This window comes from Enterobacter sp. 168J2 (genome assembly GCF_034107265.1).
Classification (GTDB): Bacteria; Pseudomonadota; Gammaproteobacteria; order Enterobacterales; family Enterobacteriaceae; genus Enterobacter; species Enterobacter nematophilus.
In genome coordinates this window covers 1,425,947-1,448,503 of sequence record NZ_JAWNEB010000001.1, presented here as the reverse complement: position 1 = coordinate 1,448,503, position 22,557 = coordinate 1,425,947, and the positions used below count along the sequence as shown (strand labels likewise).

Annotated in this window: 19 protein-coding genes and 1 pseudogene; 14 read left to right on the top strand and 6 right to left on the bottom strand. The window is 56.4% G+C overall.

The window, feature by feature from the left end:
- The first annotated feature begins 52 nt into the window (after positions 1–52).
- The 6 genes from tssI (at position 53) to USG84_RS06935 (ending at position 9,377) form a co-directional block, all read left to right on the top strand.
- Positions 53–2,614, top strand: a complete 2,562-nt coding sequence (gene tssI, locus USG84_RS06960; protein ID WP_151412502.1) for a type VI secretion system tip protein TssI/VgrG — start codon at positions 53–55, stop codon at positions 2,612–2,614.
- On the top strand, positions 2,614–3,312 hold the full coding sequence (locus tag USG84_RS06955; protein ID WP_253542373.1) for a hypothetical protein: 699 nt from the start codon (positions 2,614–2,616) through the stop codon (positions 3,310–3,312). Before tssI ends, USG84_RS06955 begins: the two co-directional genes overlap by 1 nt.
- 84 nt (positions 3,313–3,396) lie before the next feature.
- A complete protein-coding gene (locus USG84_RS06950; RefSeq protein ID WP_028013471.1) occupies positions 3,397–3,837 on the top strand; it encodes a DcrB-related protein in 441 nt (146 codons plus the stop codon).
- A gap of 3 nt (positions 3,838–3,840) precedes the next feature.
- A complete protein-coding gene (locus USG84_RS06945) occupies positions 3,841–8,265 on the top strand; it encodes an RHS repeat-associated core domain-containing protein (protein ID WP_253542371.1) in 4,425 nt (1,474 codons plus the stop codon).
- Between the two features lie 8 nt (positions 8,266–8,273).
- On the top strand, positions 8,274–8,837 hold the full coding sequence (locus USG84_RS06940) for a hypothetical protein (RefSeq protein ID WP_061097954.1): 564 nt from the start codon (positions 8,274–8,276) through the stop codon (positions 8,835–8,837).
- A gap of 114 nt (positions 8,838–8,951) precedes the next feature.
- On the top strand, positions 8,952–9,377 hold the full coding sequence (locus tag USG84_RS06935; protein WP_151412503.1) for a hypothetical protein: 426 nt from the start codon (positions 8,952–8,954) through the stop codon (positions 9,375–9,377).
- Positions 9,378–9,436: 59 nt separating this feature from the next.
- Here the strand turns inward: USG84_RS06935 and ychF are convergent, their stop codons facing one another.
- Both ychF and pth read right to left on the bottom strand, forming a co-directional pair.
- Positions 9,437–10,531, bottom strand: coding sequence for a redox-regulated ATPase YchF (gene ychF / locus USG84_RS06930; RefSeq protein ID WP_010432886.1), 1,095 nt, complete (start codon positions 10,529–10,531; stop codon positions 9,437–9,439).
- Between the two features lie 126 nt (positions 10,532–10,657).
- The gene (gene pth, locus USG84_RS06925; protein ID WP_023336005.1) at positions 10,658–11,242 is read right to left on the bottom strand and encodes an aminoacyl-tRNA hydrolase; all 585 of its coding nucleotides are present in this window, start codon (positions 11,240–11,242) and stop codon (positions 10,658–10,660) included.
- Positions 11,243–11,516: 274 nt separating this feature from the next.
- Here pth and ychH point away from each other — a divergent pair, with 274 nt between their 5' ends.
- Positions 11,517–11,792, top strand: a complete 276-nt coding sequence (gene ychH / locus USG84_RS06920; protein WP_008499505.1) for a stress-induced protein YchH — start codon at positions 11,517–11,519, stop codon at positions 11,790–11,792.
- 120 nt (positions 11,793–11,912) lie between these two features.
- Positions 11,913–12,971 (top strand): MerR family transcriptional regulator, encoded by a 1,059-nt coding sequence (locus tag USG84_RS06915; RefSeq protein WP_253542369.1) that lies wholly within the window; start codon positions 11,913–11,915, stop codon positions 12,969–12,971.
- On the opposite strand, the gene dauA is transcribed toward USG84_RS06915, so the two are convergent.
- The 4 genes from dauA to lolB form a co-directional block, all read right to left on the bottom strand.
- The gene (gene dauA / locus USG84_RS06910) at positions 12,957–14,636 is read right to left on the bottom strand and encodes a C4-dicarboxylic acid transporter DauA (protein WP_253542366.1); all 1,680 of its coding nucleotides are present in this window, start codon (positions 14,634–14,636) and stop codon (positions 12,957–12,959) included. The genes USG84_RS06915 and dauA overlap by 15 nt on opposite strands.
- A gap of 124 nt (positions 14,637–14,760) precedes the next feature.
- Positions 14,761–15,708 (bottom strand): ribose-phosphate diphosphokinase, encoded by a 948-nt coding sequence (prs, locus tag USG84_RS06905; protein ID WP_003856663.1) that lies wholly within the window; start codon positions 15,706–15,708, stop codon positions 14,761–14,763.
- A 125-nt stretch (positions 15,709–15,833) separates the two neighbouring features.
- Positions 15,834–16,703 (bottom strand): 4-(cytidine 5'-diphospho)-2-C-methyl-D-erythritol kinase, encoded by an 870-nt coding sequence (ispE, locus tag USG84_RS06900; RefSeq protein WP_151412504.1) that lies wholly within the window; start codon positions 16,701–16,703, stop codon positions 15,834–15,836.
- Positions 16,700–17,311 carry a lipoprotein insertase outer membrane protein LolB gene (lolB, locus tag USG84_RS06895; RefSeq protein WP_028013462.1) on the bottom strand — a complete coding sequence of 204 codons (612 nt, stop codon included), beginning with the start codon at positions 17,309–17,311 and terminating at the stop codon, positions 16,700–16,702. Before lolB ends, ispE begins: the two co-directional genes overlap by 4 nt.
- Positions 17,312–17,512: 201 nt before the next feature.
- On the opposite strand from lolB, the gene hemA reads away from it, so the two are divergent.
- The 6 genes and pseudogenes from hemA to kdsA all read left to right on the top strand — a co-directional run bounded on the left by hemA (position 17,513) and on the right by kdsA (position 22,557).
- On the top strand, positions 17,513–18,769 hold the full coding sequence (gene hemA, locus USG84_RS06890; protein WP_151412505.1) for a glutamyl-tRNA reductase: 1,257 nt from the start codon (positions 17,513–17,515) through the stop codon (positions 18,767–18,769).
- A gap of 41 nt (positions 18,770–18,810) precedes the next feature.
- Positions 18,811–19,893: a peptide chain release factor 1 gene (gene prfA, locus USG84_RS06885; RefSeq protein ID WP_021240360.1), complete on the top strand. Its 1,083-nt coding sequence runs from the start codon at positions 18,811–18,813 to the stop codon at positions 19,891–19,893.
- The gene (gene prmC, locus USG84_RS06880) at positions 19,893–20,723 is read left to right on the top strand and encodes a peptide chain release factor N(5)-glutamine methyltransferase (protein WP_253542363.1); all 831 of its coding nucleotides are present in this window, start codon (positions 19,893–19,895) and stop codon (positions 20,721–20,723) included. Before prfA ends, prmC begins: the two co-directional genes overlap by 1 nt.
- 8 nt (positions 20,724–20,731) lie before the next feature.
- A pseudogene (locus USG84_RS24045) lies at positions 20,732–20,827 on the top strand (siroheme synthase); the annotation flags it as partial.
- Positions 20,828–20,856: 29 nt separating this feature from the next.
- Positions 20,857–21,666 carry an invasion regulator SirB1 gene (sirB1, locus tag USG84_RS06875; RefSeq protein WP_028013460.1) on the top strand — a complete coding sequence of 270 codons (810 nt, stop codon included), beginning with the start codon at positions 20,857–20,859 and terminating at the stop codon, positions 21,664–21,666.
- Between the two features lie 36 nt (positions 21,667–21,702).
- On the top strand, positions 21,703–22,557 hold the full coding sequence (gene kdsA, locus USG84_RS06870) for a 3-deoxy-8-phosphooctulonate synthase (protein ID WP_028013459.1): 855 nt from the start codon (positions 21,703–21,705) through the stop codon (positions 22,555–22,557).

Genomic DNA, 22,557 nt, shown 5'->3' with positions numbered 1-22,557 from the left:
CACAGATGCGAACCTCTTTTCTGAATCGCATAAGCTAGATGGAATAAAGATTATGCTCAACCGAATTACCGTTCAGCTCCCGGTGGAGGGGCTTCTGTTCTGGAAACTGACGGGCCGCGAGGCGATGTCCGAGTCGTTCGCGCTGACGCTGACCGTGCTCGGCACGGACGCGCGCATCGACCGCAGCAGGTTGCTCGGCCAGCCGGTCACGGTGACCATCCCGACGCAGAACCTGCTGACCTCCCGGTACATTAACGGCAAGATTACCCGCGTGGCGGTCAGCGCCGTTGAGCTGACGGGCACGCGCTATGCGGTGTACCAGCTGACGGTGGAGCCGGACCTGTGGCCGATGAAGCGCGACCGCAACCTGCGTATTTTCCAGGGGCAGACGGTGCCGCAGATTGTGAAAACCCTGCTGGGCGAGCACCAGGTTAACGTTGAGGATAAACTCACCGGCAGCTACCGGGTGTGGGACTACTGCGTGCAGTATCAGGAGTCGAGCCTGGACTTCATCAGCCGCCTGATGGAGCTGGAAGGGATTGCGTATCACTTCAGCCACGAGGCGGACAAGCACACTCTGGTGCTCACCGACGCCGCCACGCAGCATCAGCCGTTCAGCGGCTATGAGGTCATTCCCTACCACCAGACGCCGTCCGGCGGCAGTACGGATGAAGAGGGCATCAGCCAGTGGGCGCTGGAGGACAGCGTGACGCCGGGGATTTACAGCCTCGACGACTATGACTTCCGCAAGCCGAACGCGTGGCTGTTCCAGGCCCAGCAGAACCCGGCGTCGCCGAAGCCGGGGAGCATCGACGTGTACGACTGGCCGGGGCGCTTTGTGGACAAAGGGCACGGGGAGTTCTATGCCCGTATCCGTCAGGAGCGCTGGCAGGTTGAGCATCAGCAGATTCAGGCCACCGCCACGGCGGGGGGTATAGCGCCGGGGCACACCTTCACGTTAACCAACGCGCCGTTCTTCAGCGACAACGGCGAATATCTGGTGACGGCGGCGGGCTACCACTTCGAAGAGAACCGCTATGCGAGCGGCGAGGGGGAGACCATTCACCGCACCGATTTCACTGTCATCCCGTCGGCGGTGGTGTACCGTCCGGCGCAGTCCACGGCGTGGCCGCGCACCTACGGCCCGCAGACCGCGAAGGTGGTGGGGCCGAAGGGCGAGAGTATCTGGACGGACAAATACGGCCGGGTGAAGGTGAAATTCCACTGGGATCGGCTGGCGAAGGGGGATGACACTAGCTCCTGCTGGGTGCGCGTGTCGAGCGCGTGGGCGGGCCAGGGCTACGGCGGGGTGCAGATCCCGCGCGTCGGCGACGAGGTGGTGGTGGACTTTATCAACGGTGACCCGGACCGCCCGATTATAACCGGCCGCGTGTACAACGACGCGAGCATGCCGCCGTGGGCGCTGCCGGCTGCGGCGACGCAGATGGGCTTTATGAGCCGCTCGAAAGGGGGCTCCGTGGATAACGCCAACGCCCTGCGCTTTGAGGACAAGGCGGGTGCAGAGCAGGTGTGGATCCAGGCCGAACGCAACATGGACACCAGCGTTAAGAATGATGAAACGCACAGCGTCGGCGGGGCGCGCAGCCATTACGTGAAGAAAAATGAGCTGCATCGCGTGGAAGCGAATCAGACCCAGGCGGTGAAAGGCGGAACCGAGATCCTGACGGGGAAAGGCAAGCTGGATGCGGCGGTAGAGCAGTATGTCATTGCTTCCGGGACGAAGCTGCGGCTGGTCTCAGGTGAAAGCGCCATCGAGCTGAACGCTAACGGCAAGATTAACCTGATCGGCAAAGAGTTTAATTTCTTCGTGGAAGGGGATGGCTATATCACCACGGGCGGTAAGCTGCACCTGAATACCTCTGGCACCAAGCCGGGCACAACGGCACCGGGCTCGGGGCATAAAGGGGATATTGATGCGGCGGTGCAGGCGTATTTTGCGCCTGAACAAAGCAAGAAAGGGGCAGGAGCGTCTCCAGTGCCATCAGAGTCTGCAACGAAACCAGCACCTCAAGCAACAGTAAGTAATGCCACTTCAGCAACACCGACTCAAAGTGATGATAAGTTTTCAAAGATCTCTCCTATTATTTTCCAGAATGAAGGCGGGTACGTTAATGATCCTAACGACTCCGGGGGAGCTACCAATAAAGGAATTGCGTGGAAAACATGGCAGAAATATGCCAAGGAAGATCTTGGTGTTGAACCCACATTGGATAATCTAAAAAATTTAACCAATGAACAGGCTGAGACAATTTACCGTAAACGTTACTGGGAACCGTCTGGATTTAACAATCTTAATGATCCTAAACTCGCACTAATGTCTTATGATTGGACCATAACCTCCGGCGGAGCCGGTAAACAAATCCAAAAATTGCTGAACAATGAGTTTGGCCAGCAGCTAATTGCAGATGGGAAAATAGGGCCTAAGACTATAGAAGCAATGAACAGCGTAAGCGACTCAGCGAAACTTACGTCCAGAATAGCGGACATCCGTAAAGAATATTATGAAAACCTTGTGGTAAATAATTCTAAGAATGCTAAGTTTTTGACAGGTTGGTTAAATCGAGTTGATCGGTGTGCACAGGTGGCTTTGTAATGAATATAAAATTAGTAATGTTATTGATGGTTGCAGGTTTTAATAGTGGCCATGCAATCGCTAAAGATATGTTTTCTGGTCAGTGGAGCGGAGAGCAAAAAAATGAGTCTACACTCACTTTACGATTAAATCAAGTTGGTCAAAATGTGAATGGTAGTTATTGTTATGTTACTCAAAACGGTAACCGCATTGACTGTCCCCCAGATGATGAGAATAATCTAAAGGGTGTTATTGCTGAAAATCGAGCAAATGTGGAATTTAACTCTTCATTTGGTGGCGGAAAGGGACACGCGAAACTGGAAGTTGTTGGTGATAAAATGATCTGGACTTTAATTACACCGCCACAGAAAGGTGAATATTATGCTCCTCAGAATTATAAGCTAACAAAAATGTTAAAGTCGTCGACACCCGAAAAAAGAACTTTTGAAACCGAGAAATTCAATATTACTCTTGTAAATAAATGTGGTTCGTTTGAAATAGACTGCAATAGTATGTTTTATCTTGGGATTAGAAAAAGTGACAATAGTACAATTTCATTAGATGGGAAGACATTCAAAGATACGGCTGGCAAAGTAACTGGTTCTTTATTTAAGAATGGCGAAATTACCTATACAGTTACCTATAACCCATTGAAATTGGTAGTCAGTAAAGGTGGTCATGTTTTAGTTGATCAGCCAGGTCAATGGGTTAATAAATAGAATGTATTACTAAAAGGTCAGCATTCTCTGGCCTTTATTTTTCTGCCTTTACAGTCTTTAATATTAATCATCCCGAGTTCACTTATGAAATACACCCTCCAGGAAGGTTCGTTTTCCCTTTTTCCTGCTGCCTGGCAGGATAACAGCATGAACATTATTCGCGATGACGAAAGCGGGCTGTCCGTGGTGGTCAGCCGCGGCGTTATCCCGGACGGCAGCGACTACGAACAAGAGTTTCATCGCCAGTGGGACGTGCTGCGTCCTCAGATGGGTGAGATCGCCCAGAGCGAATTCCGGAGCGTAAAAGCCGGGCCTGATGGAAAAATTAACGGGCTGGAAGTCGAGACTACCTTTGACCGTAACGGACAGCGCCTGTGGCAAAAACAGCTTGCCGTGCAGACGCCGGGCAAACCGGTATTGATGATTTTTACCCTCTCGGCATTAAGAGCCTTCACCGAAGAGGACGAGGTGCGCTGGAGCGCGCTTAAGCAGAGTCTGACGCTAAACGACAACCGGAATGTGTAAGGCATGAGCGATAACAACGCGGCCCGTAAGGGCGACGAGATTATTCACTCCAGCATTTTTGCTGACATCACCAGCATTGTGGCTGAAGGTGCCGCCTATGCGGTGATCGGTGCGGCGGTAGGGCTGGCGGCTACGGCGGCCGCGCCTCTACTCGGTGCGGGTGCTGCCGCAGCGGGCGTGGCGGCGATTGGATCCAGCTGTCTGTTAAGCGGAATTATCGGTGGCGTGCTGGCGAACGTGGCGGGCATCACCGACGATATCAGCAACGCCGCGGAAGGGTTAGGCAACGCGCTTTTCCCGCCGTCGCCTGCGGGCAAAATCACTACCGGTTCGAATAACGTTCTGACCAACGCAATCCCTGCCGCGCGCGCGGCAGGGACGCTGACGCCCGCCGATACGCCGTCCCCTGAGCCGCAGTCGCCGGGCAGCTTTGCCGATTACGCGGGCATGCTGCTCTCCGCGGCCGGACAGTTTGGCAGCGAAATGTGGCAGCCGAGCGTGGCCTCTGCCGCAGCGGGGACCTCGCCGCTGGAAGAAGACAAGGTGGCGTGCGAAAAGCACTCCGGGCCGCAGTATCTGGCGGAAGGCTCTAAAAGCGTCTTTATCAACGGGCAGCCCGCGGTGCGCGCAAAAGATCGCACCACCTGTGAAGGCACCGTTTCCGACGATGTCTCCCCGAACGTGATCATCGGCGGGGAGACGCTCACGGTCCGCGATATCAAAAGCGGTAAAACGCCTGGCCTGGCGCTGGGGATGATTGCGCTCTCCCTGCTGCGCGGGCGTCCGGGCAAAATTCTCAAAAACATGCCCTGCGCGCTGGCGGCGGCCGGCGGCGGGATGCTGGCCGATATGGCGGTGAATGCCGTGTTTGGCTCCTCGCACCCGGTTCACGCCGCCACCGGCGTGAAGGTGCTGAATGACGACGACGAACTCGATTTCTCGCTGCCGGGGCGCTTCCCGCTTCGCTGGCAGCGCAGCTACAACAGCCTGACCACCCGCGAAGGGCTGTTCGGTCTGGGCTGGGCAACCACCTTTGACAGCTATCTGACGCTCGACGAAAACAATGCCACCTGGTTTGACGAAACCGGGCGCGAGCTGAGCTTCGAGCTGCCGCCTGTCGACCGCGCGTTTTACAGCATCAGCGAAGGCATTATTATCCGCCGCAATGAGAGCGGCGACGTGGCGATTGCCGACGATGACGGCGCGGTGTGGCGTCTGTATAAACCAACCCTGGCAAATCCCTCCATCCTGCGTCTGGCCTCACTCAGCGATGAATACGGCAACGCGCTGCTGACGGAGTGGGATGAGCACGGCAGGCTGGTCGGCCTGCACGACGAGCCGCGGGCAATCGACGTCACCCTTGGTTATGAGGATGAGCGTTTCCCGCAGCGCGTTACCGCTGCCAGCCATTTCGACGGCAACCAGACATGGCCGCTGATGCAGTGGGGCTACGACGCGCGCGGCCAGCTGGCGAGCGCGACGGATGCCTCCGGCGTGGTGACGCGTGAATACCGCTATAACGAGCACGGGCTGATGGTCTGGCACCGTCTGCCGGGCGGTCTGGAGAGCGAATACCGCTGGAAACAGTTCGATCACTGGCGCGTGGTGGAAAACCGCACCAGCACCGGCGACGGCTGCCGCTTTAGCTACGATTTAGCCGCCGGGCTGACGACCGTCGAGCACTACGACGGTCAGACGCGCCGCCACTACTGGAACGCGCAAAATCTGATTGTCCGCTACGTTGACGAGCGCGGTGAAAACTGGCGCTACGAGTGGGACGACAACGAGCTTCTGACGCGTCGCATCGATCCGCTCGGCAACGCCGTCACCTTCGTCTACGACGAAATGGGCAACCGGGTTCAGGAGACCGACGCCGACGGCAATGCCCGCACCACCGCCTGGCTGGAGCACCGCGCGCTCCCCTCGGCCATTATCGAAGCCGACGGCAGCGCCACCCGCTTCTGGTACGACGAACACCACGGACTGAAGCGCGTGGTGGACCCGATGGGGCAGACCACGCTACTGCGCCGAGACGAGTTCGGCCAGGTTGTTGAGGAGGTCGATGCCGCCGGAAACAGCCGCTACCAGGAGTACAACGAGGCCGGACAGATTGTGCGTGCGACGGACTGTTCCGGTCGTATTACCCGCTACCGCTATCATCCCCTGGGCTGGCTGGTGGTCGAGATTAGCGCCGACGGTGAAGAGACGCGTTACCGCTACGACGCCGCGGGGCGCCCTGTGCAGCTCGATCGTCCGGAAGGCTGGACGGAGTCGCTCAAATGGAACGAACGTGGCCTGCCGGTGAAGCATGCTGGCGCCGACGGAAAAGAAAGTGAGTTCAGATACGATGAGGCCGGGCGCTTAACCGCTACGCGCAATACTCAGGGCGAAGAGGTGCGCCGCCGCTGGGACAGCCGCGGACGTCTGCTTGCTCTTGAAAACGAAAACGGCGAAGCGTACCAGTTCCGCTGGGGCGCGGACTCTCTGCTGCTGGAAGAGGTGGGGCTCGATGGCGTGGCCTCGCAGTATCGCTACGACGCCTGCGGGCGCACGATTGCGCGCACGTTTGCCGCCGGCCATCCGGAGGCCATCACCCACGCCTTCGCCTGGAGCGCGAGCGGCCAGCTGGTCGCCCGCACCACGCCGGAAGGACAGACCCGCTACCATTACACTCCGTCCGGGCTGTTAAGCCGGATAGGGCTGCATCCGGCGCTTTCAGCCGACGCCTGGACCACCGAGGCAGAGCAGGAACTTGCCTTTGAGTATGACGCGCTTGGTCGCATCACGCGCGAAGCGGGCGAGCACGGAGAGCTGGCTTGGCAGTACGACGCGCTGGGTAACCGCACCTCCGTCACGCTGCCCGATGGCCGCGAGCTTAAGCAGTTTTACTACGGCAGCGGGCATCTGCTCGGCATTGCTCTTGATAAGCTGTCGGTCTCTGATTTTACCCGCGACGAGCTTCACCGCGAGACCAGCCGCACCCAGGGGCTGCTGACCACCCGCAGCGAATACGACCGCCTTGGCCGACTGCATCGCCGGGACGTTTTTACCGGCAACGCCCAGCGCCCGTCGCCGCGCCGCTGGTCCCGCCGCTGGGATTACGACTATCGCAATAACCTGGTGCGGGAAGAGCGGGACGATAATCCGTTCAGCTGGTACCGCTGGCAGTACGACAGCGCCGGGCGTCTGCTCGTTCAGGACGGCACGCTGCCTGGCCAGGAGCAGTGGCGCTGGGATGCGGCCGGTAACCCGCTGGAAGGTTCTGCTGAGAAGGTCACGCACAATCGTCTGACGCAGCTGAACGGCATTCGCTGGCGCTATGATATCCACGGCCGCACCGTGGAGAAGGACAACGGTCAGACCCGCTGGCACTACCGCTACGATGGCGAGCACCGCCTGACGGAGGTCATCAGCCAGCCGCGGGATCGCAACAGGCCGCAGACGCAGGTCAGCTTCCGCTACGATCCGCTCGGTCGGCGCGTCAGCAAAACGCGACGCCAGATGCTGGGCGGACAGCCAACCGGCAAGCCGGTCACCACCCGGTTTATCTGGGAAGGATTCCGCCTGCTGCAGGAGGTGCACGGGGATGTACCGCTCACCTACGTCTACAGCGATCAGGACAGCTACGATCCTCTGGCGCGTATTGACGGCGTAGATGCCCCGGAGATCTTCTGGTTCCACTGCCAGCCGAACGGCACGCCGGAGCGGATGACGGATATCGAAGGGCAGGTGCGCTGGGAAGGTGTGAACAGCGCCTGGGGCAAGCTGCTGCGGGAAAGCGAGACGCAGGTATCAGGATATTCTCAGAACCTGCGCATGCAGGGGCAATACCTGGACCGTGAGACAGGGCTGCACTACAATCTGTTCCGGTATTACGACCCGGACTGCGGAAGGTTTACGCAGCAGGATCCGATAGGTCTGGCGGGGGGGATAAACCTTTACCAGTATGCGCCGAATGCGCTGGGGTGGGTGGATCCGTGGGGGTTGACTCCTGAAGATCTGATTCGCTACCGCCCACACGATTCCCTTTCTGCTCAAAACGGAGCTCGAAGCTCTGCTATCTCTAGGGCATGGGTGCAAGAAAAAGCCTTATTGCAGGATGGTGGGGCTGGCACCAGGAATTGGACAGCGCATGAGAGAGATTTAATATTGAAGACTCCGAACAAGAGTCTTACCTCCGTGATGTCACGGGCAGGCTATACTGGGCATCATATCAACTCGGTAGAAGGCAATGGTACACTTGGTTCTAAATGGCAAGGTGATCCGAGGAATATTGTCTTTTTGAAAAATCATAACCATCCCGACAAGTTCAATGAGCATGTCCATGGTGATCAAGGACATAGAGGGAATACTAAAAACTCGACGCGCGGGCGCTTAATTGATAGAGAAAGAACACTAAAATCTAGACAACGATGTAAGCAATTATAGGGGGAAAGATGAACATAAAAAATGCAGTCCAAGACTTTGTTATCAAATTCAAAATGAATGATTTAAATATGGGAGAGATAGACTATGCAGACGATGAAAATGAAACTTCTTTTCCAGTGAATTTAAATGGCGAGATTCGTTTTTTTTATAGCCATTTGATTTTAAATGACCACCCAACATTTGATGGTACTTTCTTTATACAGATTGTTGAGTCCCAAGAGCTTAATGAAATGTTATCAGGCTGGCGAGTTCAAAATGACACGACCTGGCGCGATGAATATATAATATTTGCTGAACGAAATGGAGATGTTCTTTTTTGTGATACCCAAAGTATCACATCTCCTGTTTATGGTAGTGTTCAAAAAAGAAATTTCATTATTTCCAATTCGTTAGCCGACTTTTTGGATGCTTTTTGTTCTGCCATTGAGATAGAACAAAGTAAATATGATGGTGATGCTACAGATGATGATTTTAATTTCAGAGAGGACTTTCTGGAAGATATCGATTTAATGCTAAAAAGCAAGCTTAAGGATGTTGAGGCAGAAGGTTTTAAATATTTCTTTTTTGGTTAGTTAACAATCAAAACTCACTCTTTTAGAGACCTCCTTGCTTCTGAAGGCATTTATCGCTGATATTCCTTTTATATAGGCAAGGAGGTCTCTTTTCGGATGATAATGAATAAACATATGAAAAGCGTATGCTATAAATTCGATGAAAAAAGAGTTACATCCCCTGTTGCAAAAGGAATAGAGTTTCACGACAATCAAAAATACGCCGAGGCTTTAGAGCAATACCAAAAAGCCTGGCAAGCGCTTCCTGAGCCAAAGCTCGAATGGGAGCTCGCCAACTGGATCTCTGCCTGCATGTACAGCGCATATTTTGATCTCGCGGATTACGCTGAGGCAAAGAAATGGGGAGAGACAACATTACGGACACGTGGATCGGATATAGACACTGCACCCTTAATCGATCTCGGCATGGTCTGTTATGAGTTGAATCAATTCGAGGAAGCGTATAAATATTTTAACGATGCTTATAACTACGGCAAAGAACGTGCGTTTCAGGATAGACCTAAAAAATATCTGGAGTTCTATCTGCGCAAGAGGGGATAAGTTCGTTACTCTATAAAAAAATCCACGCCTAAGCGTGGATTTTTCCCATTCAAAACCAATCAAACGTTAAACAGGAAGTTCATCACATCGCCATCTTTAACGATGTAATCTTTCCCTTCCGCACGCATCTTGCCTGCTTCTTTCGCGCCTTGCTCACCCTTATAGGTGATGAAGTCTTCAAACGCGATAGTCTGCGCGCGAATAAAGCCTTTCTCGAAGTCGGTGTGGATCTTACCGGCCGCCTGAGGTGCAGTTGCACCCACAGGAATCGTCCACGCACGCACTTCTTTCACGCCAGCGGTGAAGTAGGTCTGCAGGTTCAGCAGCTCGTAGCCTGCACGGATCACGCGGTTCAGGCCCGGCTCTTCCAGACCCAGCTCGGCCATGAACTCTTCACGGTCGGCATCGTCCAGCTCGGCGATATCGGATTCAACGGCCGCGCAAACTGCCACAACCACAGAACCTTCAGCCGCTGCGATTTCACGCACTTTGTCCAGGTACGGGTTGTTCTCGAAACCGTCTTCGTTAACGTTGGCGATGTACATGGTTGGCTTCAGGGTCAGGAAGCTCAGGTATTTGATCGCCGCTTTGTCTTCTTCAGTCAGGTTTTTCAGCGCGCGCAGCATGCCCGCGTTTTCCAGCTGTGGCAGACATTTTTCCAGCGCAGCCAGTTCCGCTTTCGCGTCCTTGTCGCCGCCTTTGGCTTTCTTCTGCACGCGGTGAATGGCGCGTTCGCAGGTATCGAGGTCAGAGAGCGCCAGCTCGGTGTTAATGACGTCGATGTCGTCAGCCGGATCCACTTTATTGTTAACGTGGATGATGTTGTCGTTCTCGAAGCAGCGCACAACGTGGCCGATCGCTTCGGTTTCACGAATGTTGGTCAGGAACTGGTTACCCAGACCTTCGCCTTTGGAGGCGCCTTTTACCAGGCCCGCGATGTCCACGAATTCCATGGTGGTTGGCAGAATGCGCTGCGGCTTCACGATTTCCGCAAGCTGGTCCAAACGCGGATCCGGCATTGGCACCACGCCGGTGTTCGGTTCGATGGTACAGAACGGGAAGTTCGCCGCTTCGATACCCGCTTTGGTAAGCGCGTTAAACAGGGTGGATTTGCCCACGTTTGGCAGACCGACGATACCGCATTTGAATCCCATTTCTAAATCACCTTAATATCTTAATAATCAATCCGTTAACGATAACCGATTGATGAAAAGTAAATAACTACGCCTATTATACACGTAACCCGCATGACGCGCGGTAAAAAAGCCGTATCGGGCGGATTATTGCGCTTTGAAAGCGTGTAAGCGGTTTGTCGCTTTAGTTAAGCCATCTTTCAGCCATATTTCGGTGCAGCGCGCCGCTTCGTCTACCGCTTCGTCAATCAGTTTCTGCTCAGAAACCGGGGGCTTACCGAGAACGAAACCGACAACTTTGTTTTTATCGCCCGGATGGCCGATTCCCACGCGCAAACGGTGGAAATTCGGGTTATTGCCCAGCTTGCTGATGATGTCTTTAAGACCGTTGTGGCCGCCGTGCCCGCCGCCCAGCTTGAATTTTGCCACGCCGGGCGGGAGATCCAGCTCATCGTGAGCCACCAGAATTTCATCCGGATTGATGCGATAAAACGTTGCCATCGCCGCCACCGCTTTGCCGCTAAGGTTCATAAAGGTGGTGGGCACCAGCAGGCGAACATCCGCGCCAGCGAGGTTGATACGTGAGGTATAGCCGAAGAATTTTGGTTCTTCACGCAGGGGAGCACGTAACCGTTCAGCCAGCAGATCGACGTACCATGCCCCGGCGTTGTGGCGGGTTGCCGCATATTCTGCGCCCGGGTTGGCGAGGCCGACAATCAGTTTAATCGTCACGATTCAATTCCTAATGGGTTCCAGATCTGGCGCGTAGTTTACTGTCTGGCGCGCCGCTTGACAAAATTCTGCGATCTCCACAGCGGAATGCAAATAATTACTTATCTGAACAATTAGAATTTCAAGCTGTTCAAGGTGTTATTTGTAAATTTTTGTCTGGGAGTTATCTGTAATTGTGATCATTCACGCAACTCATAAAAGGGGCGTTGTCTATACTTTACACACAAGGATTAGGGGCTTTTCCCCTGACAACCCAAAGTTCCAGAGGTGACACATGAAACGCAAAAACGCTTCGTTACTCGGTAACGTGCTGATGGGGTTGGGGCTCTTCGTGATGGTAGTCGGCGTAGGTTATTCCATTTTAAACCAGCTGCCGCAGCTTGATCTCCCACAATACTTCGCGCATGGCGCGGTACTGAGCATCTTCCTCGGTGCGGTGTTGTGGCTCGCCGGGGCGCGCGTGAGCGGACATGAGGAAGTCTGCGATAAATACTGGTGGGTGCGCCACTACGACAAACGCTGTCGTCGCGACCAGCATAAGCACAGCTAGTGCCTGATTAAGAACATCGAAACGACTCCATCCGGAGTCGTTTTTTTTGCATAGCATATTGACCCTAACGTAACGTAAGGCTCCAGAGTGGTGGCACTGGCAAAGTAAAAAGGAGCAGTTATGTTGATTCAGGTGGGTGAGCTGGCGAAACGAGCCGGTATCACCGTGCGGACATTGCATCACTACGAGCAAACAGGGCTGTTGCTGCCTTCTGCCAGAAGCGCGGCAGGTTACCGGCTTTACAACCTGGCGGATGTCCAGCGTCTGCATATGATCCAGGCGCTGGCAAAAGCGGGGCTGGAACTTGCTGAAATCAGGGACTTTCTGGAAAAGGAGTCGCTGTCATTAAGCGAATTACTCGATGCGCAAATCACGCTGCTGGATAAACAGCTGCGCAGCATACACACGCTGCGCGACCGGCTGGTGGAGCTGCGTACCGGGCTTACCGACGATGCGACGCCGGATCTGGAATCCTGGCTACAGACTCTGGAGTTAATGAATATGTACGATCGCTGGTTTAGCAAAGAAGAGTTACAGCAGCTGCCGTTTGCGGTGCAAAAGGATGCGCTGGCGGCTATCTGGTCAGGGCTGGTGGCAGAGGCAAACGCGCTGCTGGAACAGGATATACCCGTAACTGACTCGCGGGCGATGGATCTGGCAACGCGCTGGATGGAACGCCTGGAGCAGGACACGGCGGGCAAGCCGGAGTTTCTCACCCGCCTGAACGAGATGCACAGCGTGGAGCCTCAAATGCGCGAGCAGACCGGCATCACGCCGGAGATGACCGATTACATCACGCGGGCGTTTGCGGAATCTAAGCTCAGCATCTGGGAGAAGTATCTCACTGCCGAAGAGATGGCCTTTACCCGGGTGCACTACTTTGACCGCATGATGGAGTGGCCGCCGCTGGTGGCGAAACTGCACCAGGCGCAGCGGGAAAATCGCGATCCTGCCTCGGAGGAGGCGCAAAAGCTGGCGGAAAACTGGCTGGCGTTGTTCCAGTCGTACGCAGGGACGAACCCTGAGACTCAGCAAAAGTTTCGCACAGCCATGCAGCAGGAGCCGCATCTGATGAAAGGCACGTGGATGACGCCTGCCGTGCTGGGATGGCTTCAGCAGGCGATCGGGGTAATGATGCAGAGACGTTTCTCTGCATCGGGTAACTCACAGATCCGCTAACGCGGCTTCGCGGTTAGGGTAGAAGGAGAGTCGGCCAGGGATTGGCTGTACGCCCGCGCGCGCCATGGTGCGCAGGGGCTGGAATTCCAGGTTGCTCACCCGCAGCTCGCAGCCTTCCGGCAGACGTGCAACGAAGCGCTGGAAGGCATCCAGACCGCCGGCATCCAGCACCGGAACGGCATCCCACTTCAGTACCACAATTCGTTTGCCCGCGATGCGGGACTCCAGTTCGCTAAAAAGACCTTCCGCCGCGGCGAAGAACAGCGGGCCAATCACGCGCAGAACCAGCACATCGTCAGGCACCTCAACGTTAACCGGAGAGAGGCGCGTCATCTGCGCGATGCGGCGCATAAACAGCAGGGAAGCGAGCACGATCCCGACGCTGATGGCGATAACCATATCGAACAGCACGGTCAGCGACATGCAGATCAGCATCACGATGATGTCGTCTTTCGGCGCGCGACGCAGAAGATTGACCACCTTATGCGCCTCGCTCATGTTCCAGGCCACCATCAGCAGCAGGGCGGCCATGGCGGAAAGCGGCAGCCATGAGAGCAGCGGAGCAAGGATCAGCAGCGCCAGAATCACCAGCAGGGAGTGGATGACCGCCGAAACGGGTGACGTTGCCCCCGCGCGCACGTTGGCCGCAGAACGGGCGATGGCTGCCGTTGCGGTAATACCGCCAAAGAACGGTGCGATGAGGTTGCCTAAGCCCTGACCGACCAGTTCGCTGTTGGCTTTGTGCTTAGTGCCGGTCATGCCGTCGAGCACCACGGCGCAGAGGAGAGATTCAATCGCCCCCAGCATCGCCATCGAGAACGCGGCGGGCAGCAGGGCGCGCAGCGAATCCCAGCTCAGTGTAAAAGTGGAGCCCGGCATGTCCCACGGCAGCACCAGCTGCGGCAATAGCTGCGGAATGCCGCTACCCTGCGAACCGTCCGCCAGAACATAGTGGAACTGCGAACCAATAGTCGCGACATGGCCGCCGAACATATTGACGATAGCCATCACCGCGCAGCCCAGCAGCAGCGCGGGCAGATGCCCCGGCAGGCGAATACCGAGGCGAGGCCAGACGATCAACGTCCCGAGCGTGACAATCCCGATGGCGGCGTCGCCCAGGTTGGCCGTCGGCAGCGCCATAAACAGCGCCCCCACTTTTTGCAGGTAGTGTTCCGGTACGTGTGGCATCTGCAGGCCGAGGAAATCCTTGATCTGCATGGTTCCGATGGTAATCCCAATCCCCGAGGTGAACCCGAGCGTGACGGAAAGGGGAATATATTCAATCAGGCGTCCAAACCGGGCCAGACCGAACAGAATTAAAAAGAGGCCGGACATCAGGGTGGCAACCAGCAGGCCTGCCAGACCAAACTGTTGTGAAACCGGGTAGAGGATCACCACGAAGGCGGCGGTCGGGCCGGAGACGCTGAAGCGCGAGCCGCCCGTCAGGGCAATAACTATCCCGGCAACGGCCGAGGTGTACAGACCGTACTGTGGCGCAACGCCGCTGCCAATGGCCAGCGCCATCGCCAGCGGGATGGCAATAATGCCGACGGTGATCCCGGCAATCAGGTCACGGATAAAGCGTGACGAAGTGTACTTTTCTTTCCAGCAGGCGTCGATGAGGGCGCGAAAGGGCAGAACATGTGAGGAGGCTACGTTTTTCACAATTATCTATCATCCGTATGCGCATCATCTGTCATGTGAATGGCAGGTGAAGGAGGCATTAATCATACAAATAAAACCCAGAGACAAAAAAACCCGCCGCAGCGGGTTTTTTGGCCGTGTTCGATTAGTGTTCGAACATTGCAGAGATGGATTCTTCGTTGCTGATACGACGAATCGCTTCGGCCAGCATCCCGGACAGGGTCAGGGTACGCACGTTTGGCAGTGCCTTGATCTCGTCGCTCAGTGGGATGGTATCGCATACCACAACTTCGTCAATGACGGAGTTGCGCAGGTTGTTCACGGCATTACCGGAGAAGATCGGGTGAGTCGCGTAAGCGAACACGCGCTTGGCACCACGCTCTTTCAGCGCTTCAGCGGCTTTACACAGCGTACCGCCGGTATCGATCATGTCGTCAACCAGCACGCAGTCGCGGCCAGCCACGTCACCGATGATGTGCATCACCTGAGAAACGTTAGCGCGCGGACGACGCTTGTCGATGATGGCCATGTCGGTATCGTTCAGCAGCTTAGCGATAGCACGGGCACGTACCACGCCGCCGATGTCCGGAGAAACCACGATTGGGTTGTCCAGGTTCAGCTGCAGCATGTCTTCCAGCAGGATTGGGCTGCCGAATACGTTATCAACCGGGACGTCGAAGAAGCCCTGGATCTGCTCTGCGTGCAGGTCAACGGTCAGGACGCGGTCAACGCCGACGCTGGACAGGAAGTCAGCGACAACTTTAGCGGTAATTGGCACACGCGCGGAACGGACGCGACGGTCCTGGCGGGCATAACCAAAGTAAGGGATTACAGCAGTGATACGGCCTGCGGAAGCGCGACGCAGGGCGTCGACCATAACAACCAGTTCCATCAGGTTGTCGTTCGTTGGAGCACAGGTGGACTGGATGATGAAAATATCACCACCGCGTACATTTTCGTTAATTTGTACGCTGACTTCGCCGTCGCTAAAGCGACCTACAGCGGCGTCGCCGAGGGAAGTGTACAGGCGGTTGGCAATACGTTGTGCTAGTTCCGGGGTGGCGTTACCAGCAAAAAGCTTCATATCAGGCACGAGAAGAACCTCAGGCATGCGTCCAGTGGTGGATAGCGTTCGCCGTAAACTGTGCGGGCCAGGCAAAGGCTATCCAGGCGGTGTATTAAAGAGCGCGATGCAACGTCTGGAACAGGGTGACGTTGTCACCGAAACTCAGTCTGCGCCAGAATGGCCTGCTGTAGGGGGGAGGTGTTCATCCCGCGCGCTACAAAACCATGCAGCCAATCCGGCGCTTGCTCAAGCACCTGACGAGCGGCGGATTCGGTGTCAAATTCAGCAAAGACACAGGCCCCTGTACCAGTCAGGCGCGACGGCGCGTATTCTAACAGCCAGGAAAGCACCGCATCAACCTCGCGAAAACGTTTTCTTGCGATATCCTCGCAATCGTTGCTGAATTCACAATTTAATAACGTTTCTATTGACCGAATCGGGGTATTTCTTTTCAGGTCAGGATCTTTAAAGATGACTGGAGTCGGAATGCTCACGCCGGGGTGGGCAACCAGATACCATTTTTCCGGCGGGTTGACCGGGGAGAGGATCTCGCCCACGCCCTCGGCAAAGGCCGCGTGGCCGCGAACAAACACAGGGACATCTGCGCCCAGCGTTAAGCCCAAACCAGCCAGTTCATCCGTCGACAGCCCGCAGCCCCAGAGGTGGTTCAGCGCAACCAGCACGGTGGCGGCATTGGATGATCCCCCGCCGAGACCGCCGCCCATCGGCAGACGCTTCTCGATGCGGATATCCGCCCCGCTTCCCGCCGGCAGACGGCCCGATTCCGCGGCGGCTTTCATCAGCAGGCGCGCGGCGCGGACGATCAGGTTGTCCTCATGCGCCACGCCGTCGACCGGCGTCAGCAGGCAAATCTGCCCATCCTGACGCGGCTCGATGGTAATCGTGTCGCCATAGTCAATAAACTGAAACAGCGTCTGCAGGGTGTGATACCCGTCAGCACGCTGGCCGGTGATGTATAAAAACAGGTTCAGTTTTGCCGGAGAAGGCCAGTGGGTCATCATTTAACGATCCAGTTGTCCATTTTCAGCTTGATGCGCTGGCTGCCCTGGGTCAGCTCCATGTTCGATGGCAGCGACGGTTTACTCTTGCTGTCATAGGCGCTGTACACCACTTTCCAGGTTTTGCCGTTCTGGGTGTAATTGACCTGGCTCAGACGGTACTGGTCGTCAAGCGTATAGTCGGTCGCTTCTCCCGGCAGGCCGAGGATCCACTGGCGCAGGCTGTTCAGCGGAATAGGCATCCCGGTCAGCTTGCCAATCATCTCTTCGGCATCGGTCGCCGTGTAGTGCTGGCCTTTATTATCGGTGATCTGCGCTTCGCCCGGTTTGGCGATAAGCTCCAGCTCGGTGCTGCCAAGCGGGTTCAGCAGCAGCAGGCGATAGTTGTCCTGCCCCGTTTGCTGCCAGAAGAAGCGGGCATAAACCTTTTGTTCGTCAGAGAGATACGCGAAGGCGCCGCGCGTCTGGTACTGCTTCAGGTTAAGGACGTCCTGCTGGTGCTGACGCCACTGCGGTGAATCAGGGCTTTTGCCCGGGCCTTTTGGTTGGGTGACAGTACAGGCGGTCAGAACCAGTGCCGCCAGCGGCAGCAGGCGAATCAGTCGGGTCATAATGAGGACAAATCCTTGAGATACGTTGCAGTTATAACTGTTAATGCTAGCGTCCCGCAGTGCTACCGTCTACGTTCAAATTATCTCAAAGCGTTGAGTAACCTATTACTCCGAAAGGAGGCGGTCTCTTTTATTGATCTCGCGCATCCTGTATGATGCGTCCTGCTAACCTTATTAACGCTGGTACTACTCCCGCTCAACATGACCCTATTAGCACTCGGCATAAACCACAAAACGGCCCCGGTTTCGCTGCGAGAACGCGTTACGTTTTCGCCGGATACGCTTGACCTGGCGCTGGACAGCCTGCTTGCCCAGCCGATGGTGCAGGGGGGCGTGGTGCTCTCGACGTGCAACCGTACCGAGCTGTATTTAAGCGTGGAAGAGCAGGATAACCTGCACGACGCGCTGATCCGCTGGCTATGCGACTACCACAATCTCAACGAAGACGAACTGCGTAACAGCCTGTACTGGCATCAGGATAACGATGCGGTCAGCCATCTGATGCGCGTCGCCAGCGGGCTGGATTCGCTGGTGCTCGGCGAGCCGCAGATTCTGGGGCAGGTGAAAAAAGCGTTTGCGGATTCGCAAAAAGGGCATCTCAAGGCCAGCGAGCTGGAGCGCATGTTCCAGAAGTCGTTCTCCGTGGCGAAGCGTGTGCGAACCGAAACCGACATTGGCGCCAGTGCGGTTTCTGTTGCTTTCGCAGCCTGTACCCTTGCACGTCAAATCTTTGAATCCCTTTCCACCGTCACCGTGATGCTGGTAGGCGCGGGCGAAACCATCGAGCTTGTGGCGCGCCATCTGCGCGAACATAAAGTGAAAAAGATGATTATCGCGAACCGCACCCGCGAACGCGCGCAGGTGCTGGCGGACGAGGTGGGTGCCGAAGTGGTTGCGCTGAGCGATGTTGATGAACGTCTGAAAGAGGCGGACATTATTATCAGCTCTACCGCCAGCCCGTTGCCGATCATCGGTAAAGGGATGGTGGAGCGTGCCCTGAAATCCCGCCGTAATCAGCCAATGCTGCTGGTGGATATCGCCGTTCCGCGCGATGTTGAGCCAGAGGTTGGCAAGCTGGCTAACGCCTACCTTTACAGCGTGGATGACCTGCAAAGCATCATTTCGCACAACCTCGCCCAGCGTAAAGCGGCGGCGGTGCAGGCGGAAACCATTGTTGAGCAGGAAACCAGCGAATTTATGGCCTGGCTGCGCGCGCAAAGCGTCAGCGAGACCATCCGCGAGTACCGCGGGCAGGCGGAGCAGGTGCGTGATGACCTGACTGCCAAAGCGTTAGCGGCCCTGGAACAGGGCGGCGACGCGCAGGCTATTATGCAGGATCTGGCGTGGAAGCTGACCAACCGCCTGATCCATGCACCAACCAAATCTCTTCAACAGGCTGCCCGTGACGGGGATGATGAACGCCTGACTATTCTGCGCAACAGCCTCGGGCTGGAATAGCGCCCTATACCCATTTTCTAAGACAAGGTGCACTTACGCCTATGAAGCCTTCTATCGTCGCTAAACTGGAAGCTCTGCACGAGCGCCATGAAGAAGTACAGGCGCTGCTCGGCGATGCCGGGACCATCGCGGACCAGGAACGTTTTCGCGCGCTTTCGCGTGAATATGCGCAGTTGAGTGATGTATCAAAATGCTTTACCGACTGGCGACAGGTTCAGGAAGACATTGAAACCGCGCAGATGATGCTCGACGATCCTGAGATGCGCGAGATGGCGCAGGAAGAATTGCAGGATGCAAAAGCCCGTTCCGAAGAGATGGAGCAGCAGCTTCAGGTGCTGCTCCTGCCGAAAGATCCGGACGACGAGCGTAACGCGTTTGTGGAAGTGCGCGCCGGTACCGGCGGTGACGAAGCAGCGCTCTTTGCCGGGGATCTGTTCCGCATGTACAGCCGCTACGCCGAATCGCGCCGCTGGCGCGTGGAGATCATGAGCGCCAACGAAGGCGAACACGGTGGCTACAAAGAGGTTATCGCTAAGATCAGCGGCGACGGCGTGTACGGCCGTCTGAAGTTTGAATCCGGCGGTCACCGCGTGCAGCGCGTGCCGGCTACGGAATCTCAGGGCCGCATTCACACCTCCGCCTGTACGGTGGCGGTGATGCCGGAGCTGCCGGAGGCGGAACTGCCGGATATCAACCCGGCGGATCTGCGCATTGACACCTTCCGCTCCTCCGGCGCGGGCGGTCAGCACGTTAACACCACCGACTCCGCTATCCGTATTACCCACCTGCCGACCGGCATCGTGGTGGAGTGTCAGGACGAACGTTCGCAGCATAAAAACAAAGCCAAAGCGTTGTCCGTGCTGGGCGCACGCATCCACGCGGCGGAAATGGCGAAGCGTCAGCAGGCGGAAGCCTCTACGCGTCGTAACCTGCTGGGTAGCGGCGATCGCAGCGACCGTAACCGCACCTACAACTTCCCGCAGGGCCGCGTGACCGACCACCGCATCAACCTGACCCTGTACCGTCTGGACGAGGTGATGGAAGGGAAGCTGGATATGCTGATTGAGCCTATCGTGCAGGAATACCAGGCCGACCAGCTGGCGGCGCTGTCCGAGCAGGAATAATGGATTTTCAGCGCTGGTTACGCGAGGCGGCCGGGGAGCTTTCCGAAAGCGAAAGCCCGAAGCGCGACGCCGAAATATTGCTGGAACATGTGACGGGTAAAGCCCGCACGTACCTGCTGGCTTTTGGTGAGACGCTGCTGACCGCCGAGCAGGAAGCACGGCTCGCCGCGCTGCTTGCCCGCCGTAAAAACGGTGAGCCGGTGGCGCACCTTGTCGGTGAGCGCGAGTTCTGGTCGCTACCGCTTTACGTCTCGGCGGCGACGCTGATCCCGCGTCCGGACACCGAGTGTCTGGTAGAGCAGGCGCTGGCGCGTTTACCCGCAGCGGCCTGCAGCATTCTCGATCTCGGAACGGGGACGGGGGCTATCGCGCTGGCGCTCGCCAGCGAGCGGCCTGACTGCGATGTGACGGCAGTGGATGTGATGCCCGACGCGGTGGCGCTGGCGCAGCGTAACGTTGAGCGTCTCGGGCTCGGCAACGTAACGGTGATGCAAAGCAGCTGGTTTGCCGCGCTGGAGAACCGCTCATTTGCGATGATTGTCAGCAATCCTCCTTACATTGACGAACTTGACCCGCACCTTGCGCAGGGAGACGTTCGCTTCGAACCGTTGACGGCGCTCGTGGCCGCCAATGCGGGATTAGCCGATCTTGATCACATTGTGACAACGTCACGGGAGCATTTGCTTCCCGGCGGCTGGCTGCTCGTGGAGCATGGCTGGACGCAGGGAGAATCCGTGCGGGAACTGTTTACCCAGGCAGGCTACGCCGCTGTCGAAACCTGCCGTGACTACGGCGGCAACGAACGCCTGACGCTGGGACAGTGGTCTTGAGTTCCGGGTATCTGCCATTTACTGATAAAGGCGTAAGGCTGACTGAAAGGCAGTTTGGCGTTATCATCTACATCGTTTTGAGTTTTATCGCGCCTGAGCGTCGTTGTTCGCTCAGTCGTTACTGGGGTAAGTCATGAGGTCCTTAGCCGATTTCGAATTTAATAAAGTGCCGCTTTGCGATGGCATGATCCTGATTTCGGAGATGATACGCGACGATTTTACGTCGCAGTACGTCTACGATGAGCTGGAGAATCTGGTCAGCCTGGCGCGTGAAGAGATCAATCAGGCGCGCCCGCAGGACTGGCAATTAGAGAAGCTTCTGGAGCTTTTCTACGGCGAATGGGGTTTCTGCGACACGCGTGGCGTGTATCGCCTGTCTGACGCATTATGGCTGGACCAGGTCTTAAAAAATCGTCAGGGCAGCGCCGTTGCGCTGGGCTCTATTTTGCTGTGGGTTGCGCACCGCCTGGATATTCCGCTGGTGCCGGTCATTTTCCCGACGCAGATGATCCTGCGCGCGGAGTGGCTGGACGGTGAGATGTGGCTCATTAATCCTTTTAACGGCGACACGCTGGATGAGCATACGCTGGACGTCTGGCTGAAGGGCAACATCAGCCCGGTGGCCGAGCTCTTTAACGAAGATCTCGACGAAGCCGACAACGCCGAAGTCATCCGCAAGCTGCTGGATACGCTGAAGTCAGCGCTGATGGAAGAGCGTCAGATGGAGCTGGCCCTGCGCGCCAGTGAAGTGCTGCTGCAGTTTAATCCGGAAGATCCGTACGAAATACGCGACCGCGGGCTTATCTATGCCCAGCTCGACTGCGAGCACGTGGCGCTGAACGATCTGAGCTATTTCGTCGAGCAGTGCCCGGAAGATCCGATTAGCGAAATGATTCGCGCGCAGATCAACGCGATCTCGCACAAACAAATTACACTGCATTAATCTTAATTCCGATTCACACCTGAATAAGGCGATCCTATGAAACAAAAAGTGGTTAGCATTGGTGATATCAAGGTAGCAAACGACCTGCCGTTCGTGCTGTTTGGCGGTATGAACGTGCTGGAATCCCGCGATCTCGCCATGCGTATCTGCGAGCACTACGTGACCGTGACCCAGAAGCTGGGCATTCCGTACGTGTTTAAAGCCTCTTTTGACAAAGCCAACCGCTCCTCCATCAACTCTTACCGCGGCCCGGGCCTGGAAGAGGGGATGAAAATTTTCCAGGAGCTGAAGCAGACGTTTGGCGTGAAAGTGATCACCGACGTGCATGAGTCCTGGCAGGCGCAGCCTGTGGCAGACGTGGTAGACGTAATCCAGCTTCCGGCTTTCCTGGCGCGTCAGACCGACCTGGTTGCCGCGATGGCGAAAACCGGTGCCGTAATCAACGTGAAAAAACCGCAGTTCGTGAGCCCTGGCCAGATGGGTAACATCGTTGATAAGTTTATCGAAGGCGGTAACGACAAGATCATTCTGTGCGACCGTGGCGCTAACTTCGGTTACGACAACCTGGTTGTTGACATGCTGGGCTTCAGCGTGATGAAGAACGTTTCTAACCAGTCTCCGGTGATCTTCGACGTGACCCACGCGCTGCAGTGCCGTGACCCGTTTGGTGCAGCCTCTGGCGGCCGTCGTGCCCAGGTGACCGAGCTGGCGCGCGCCGGTATGGCGACCGGCCTGGCAGGTCTGTTCATTGAAGCGCACCCGGATCCGGCTAACGCGAAGTGCGATGGTCCTTCCGCGCTGCCGCTGGATAAGCTGGAGCCGTTCCTGAAGCAGATCAAAGCGATTGACGATCTGGTGAAGAGCTTCGACGAGCTGGATACCAGCAACTAA

Excerpts from the sequence above, each read along its gene's own strand:
- tssI (WP_151412502.1), top strand. The coding sequence starts at position 53 with ATGCTCAACCGAATTACCGTTCAGCTCCCGGTGGAGGGGCTTCTGTTC.
- USG84_RS06955 (WP_253542373.1), top strand. The coding sequence starts at position 2,614 with ATGAATATAAAATTAGTAATGTTATTGATGGTTGCAGGTTTTAATAGT.
- USG84_RS06950 (WP_028013471.1), top strand. The coding sequence starts at position 3,397 with ATGAAATACACCCTCCAGGAAGGTTCGTTTTCCCTTTTTCCTGCTGCC.
- USG84_RS06945 (WP_253542371.1), top strand. The coding sequence starts at position 3,841 with ATGAGCGATAACAACGCGGCCCGTAAGGGCGACGAGATTATTCACTCC.
- USG84_RS06940 (WP_061097954.1), top strand. The coding sequence starts at position 8,274 with ATGAACATAAAAAATGCAGTCCAAGACTTTGTTATCAAATTCAAAATG.
- USG84_RS06935 (WP_151412503.1), top strand. The coding sequence starts at position 8,952 with ATGAAAAGCGTATGCTATAAATTCGATGAAAAAAGAGTTACATCCCCT.
- ychF (WP_010432886.1), bottom strand. The coding sequence starts at position 10,531 with ATGGGATTCAAATGCGGTATCGTCGGTCTGCCAAACGTGGGCAAATCC.
- ychH (WP_008499505.1), top strand. The coding sequence starts at position 11,517 with ATGAAACGCAAAAACGCTTCGTTACTCGGTAACGTGCTGATGGGGTTG.
- USG84_RS06915 (WP_253542369.1), top strand. The coding sequence starts at position 11,913 with ATGTTGATTCAGGTGGGTGAGCTGGCGAAACGAGCCGGTATCACCGTG.
- ispE (WP_151412504.1), bottom strand. The coding sequence starts at position 16,703 with ATGATGACCCACTGGCCTTCTCCGGCAAAACTGAACCTGTTTTTATAC.
- lolB (WP_028013462.1), bottom strand. The coding sequence starts at position 17,311 with ATGACCCGACTGATTCGCCTGCTGCCGCTGGCGGCACTGGTTCTGACC.
- hemA (WP_151412505.1), top strand. The coding sequence starts at position 17,513 with ATGACCCTATTAGCACTCGGCATAAACCACAAAACGGCCCCGGTTTCG.
- prfA (WP_021240360.1), top strand. The coding sequence starts at position 18,811 with ATGAAGCCTTCTATCGTCGCTAAACTGGAAGCTCTGCACGAGCGCCAT.
- prmC (WP_253542363.1), top strand. The coding sequence starts at position 19,893 with ATGGATTTTCAGCGCTGGTTACGCGAGGCGGCCGGGGAGCTTTCCGAA.
- sirB1 (WP_028013460.1), top strand. The coding sequence starts at position 20,857 with ATGAGGTCCTTAGCCGATTTCGAATTTAATAAAGTGCCGCTTTGCGAT.
- kdsA (WP_028013459.1), top strand. The coding sequence starts at position 21,703 with ATGAAACAAAAAGTGGTTAGCATTGGTGATATCAAGGTAGCAAACGAC.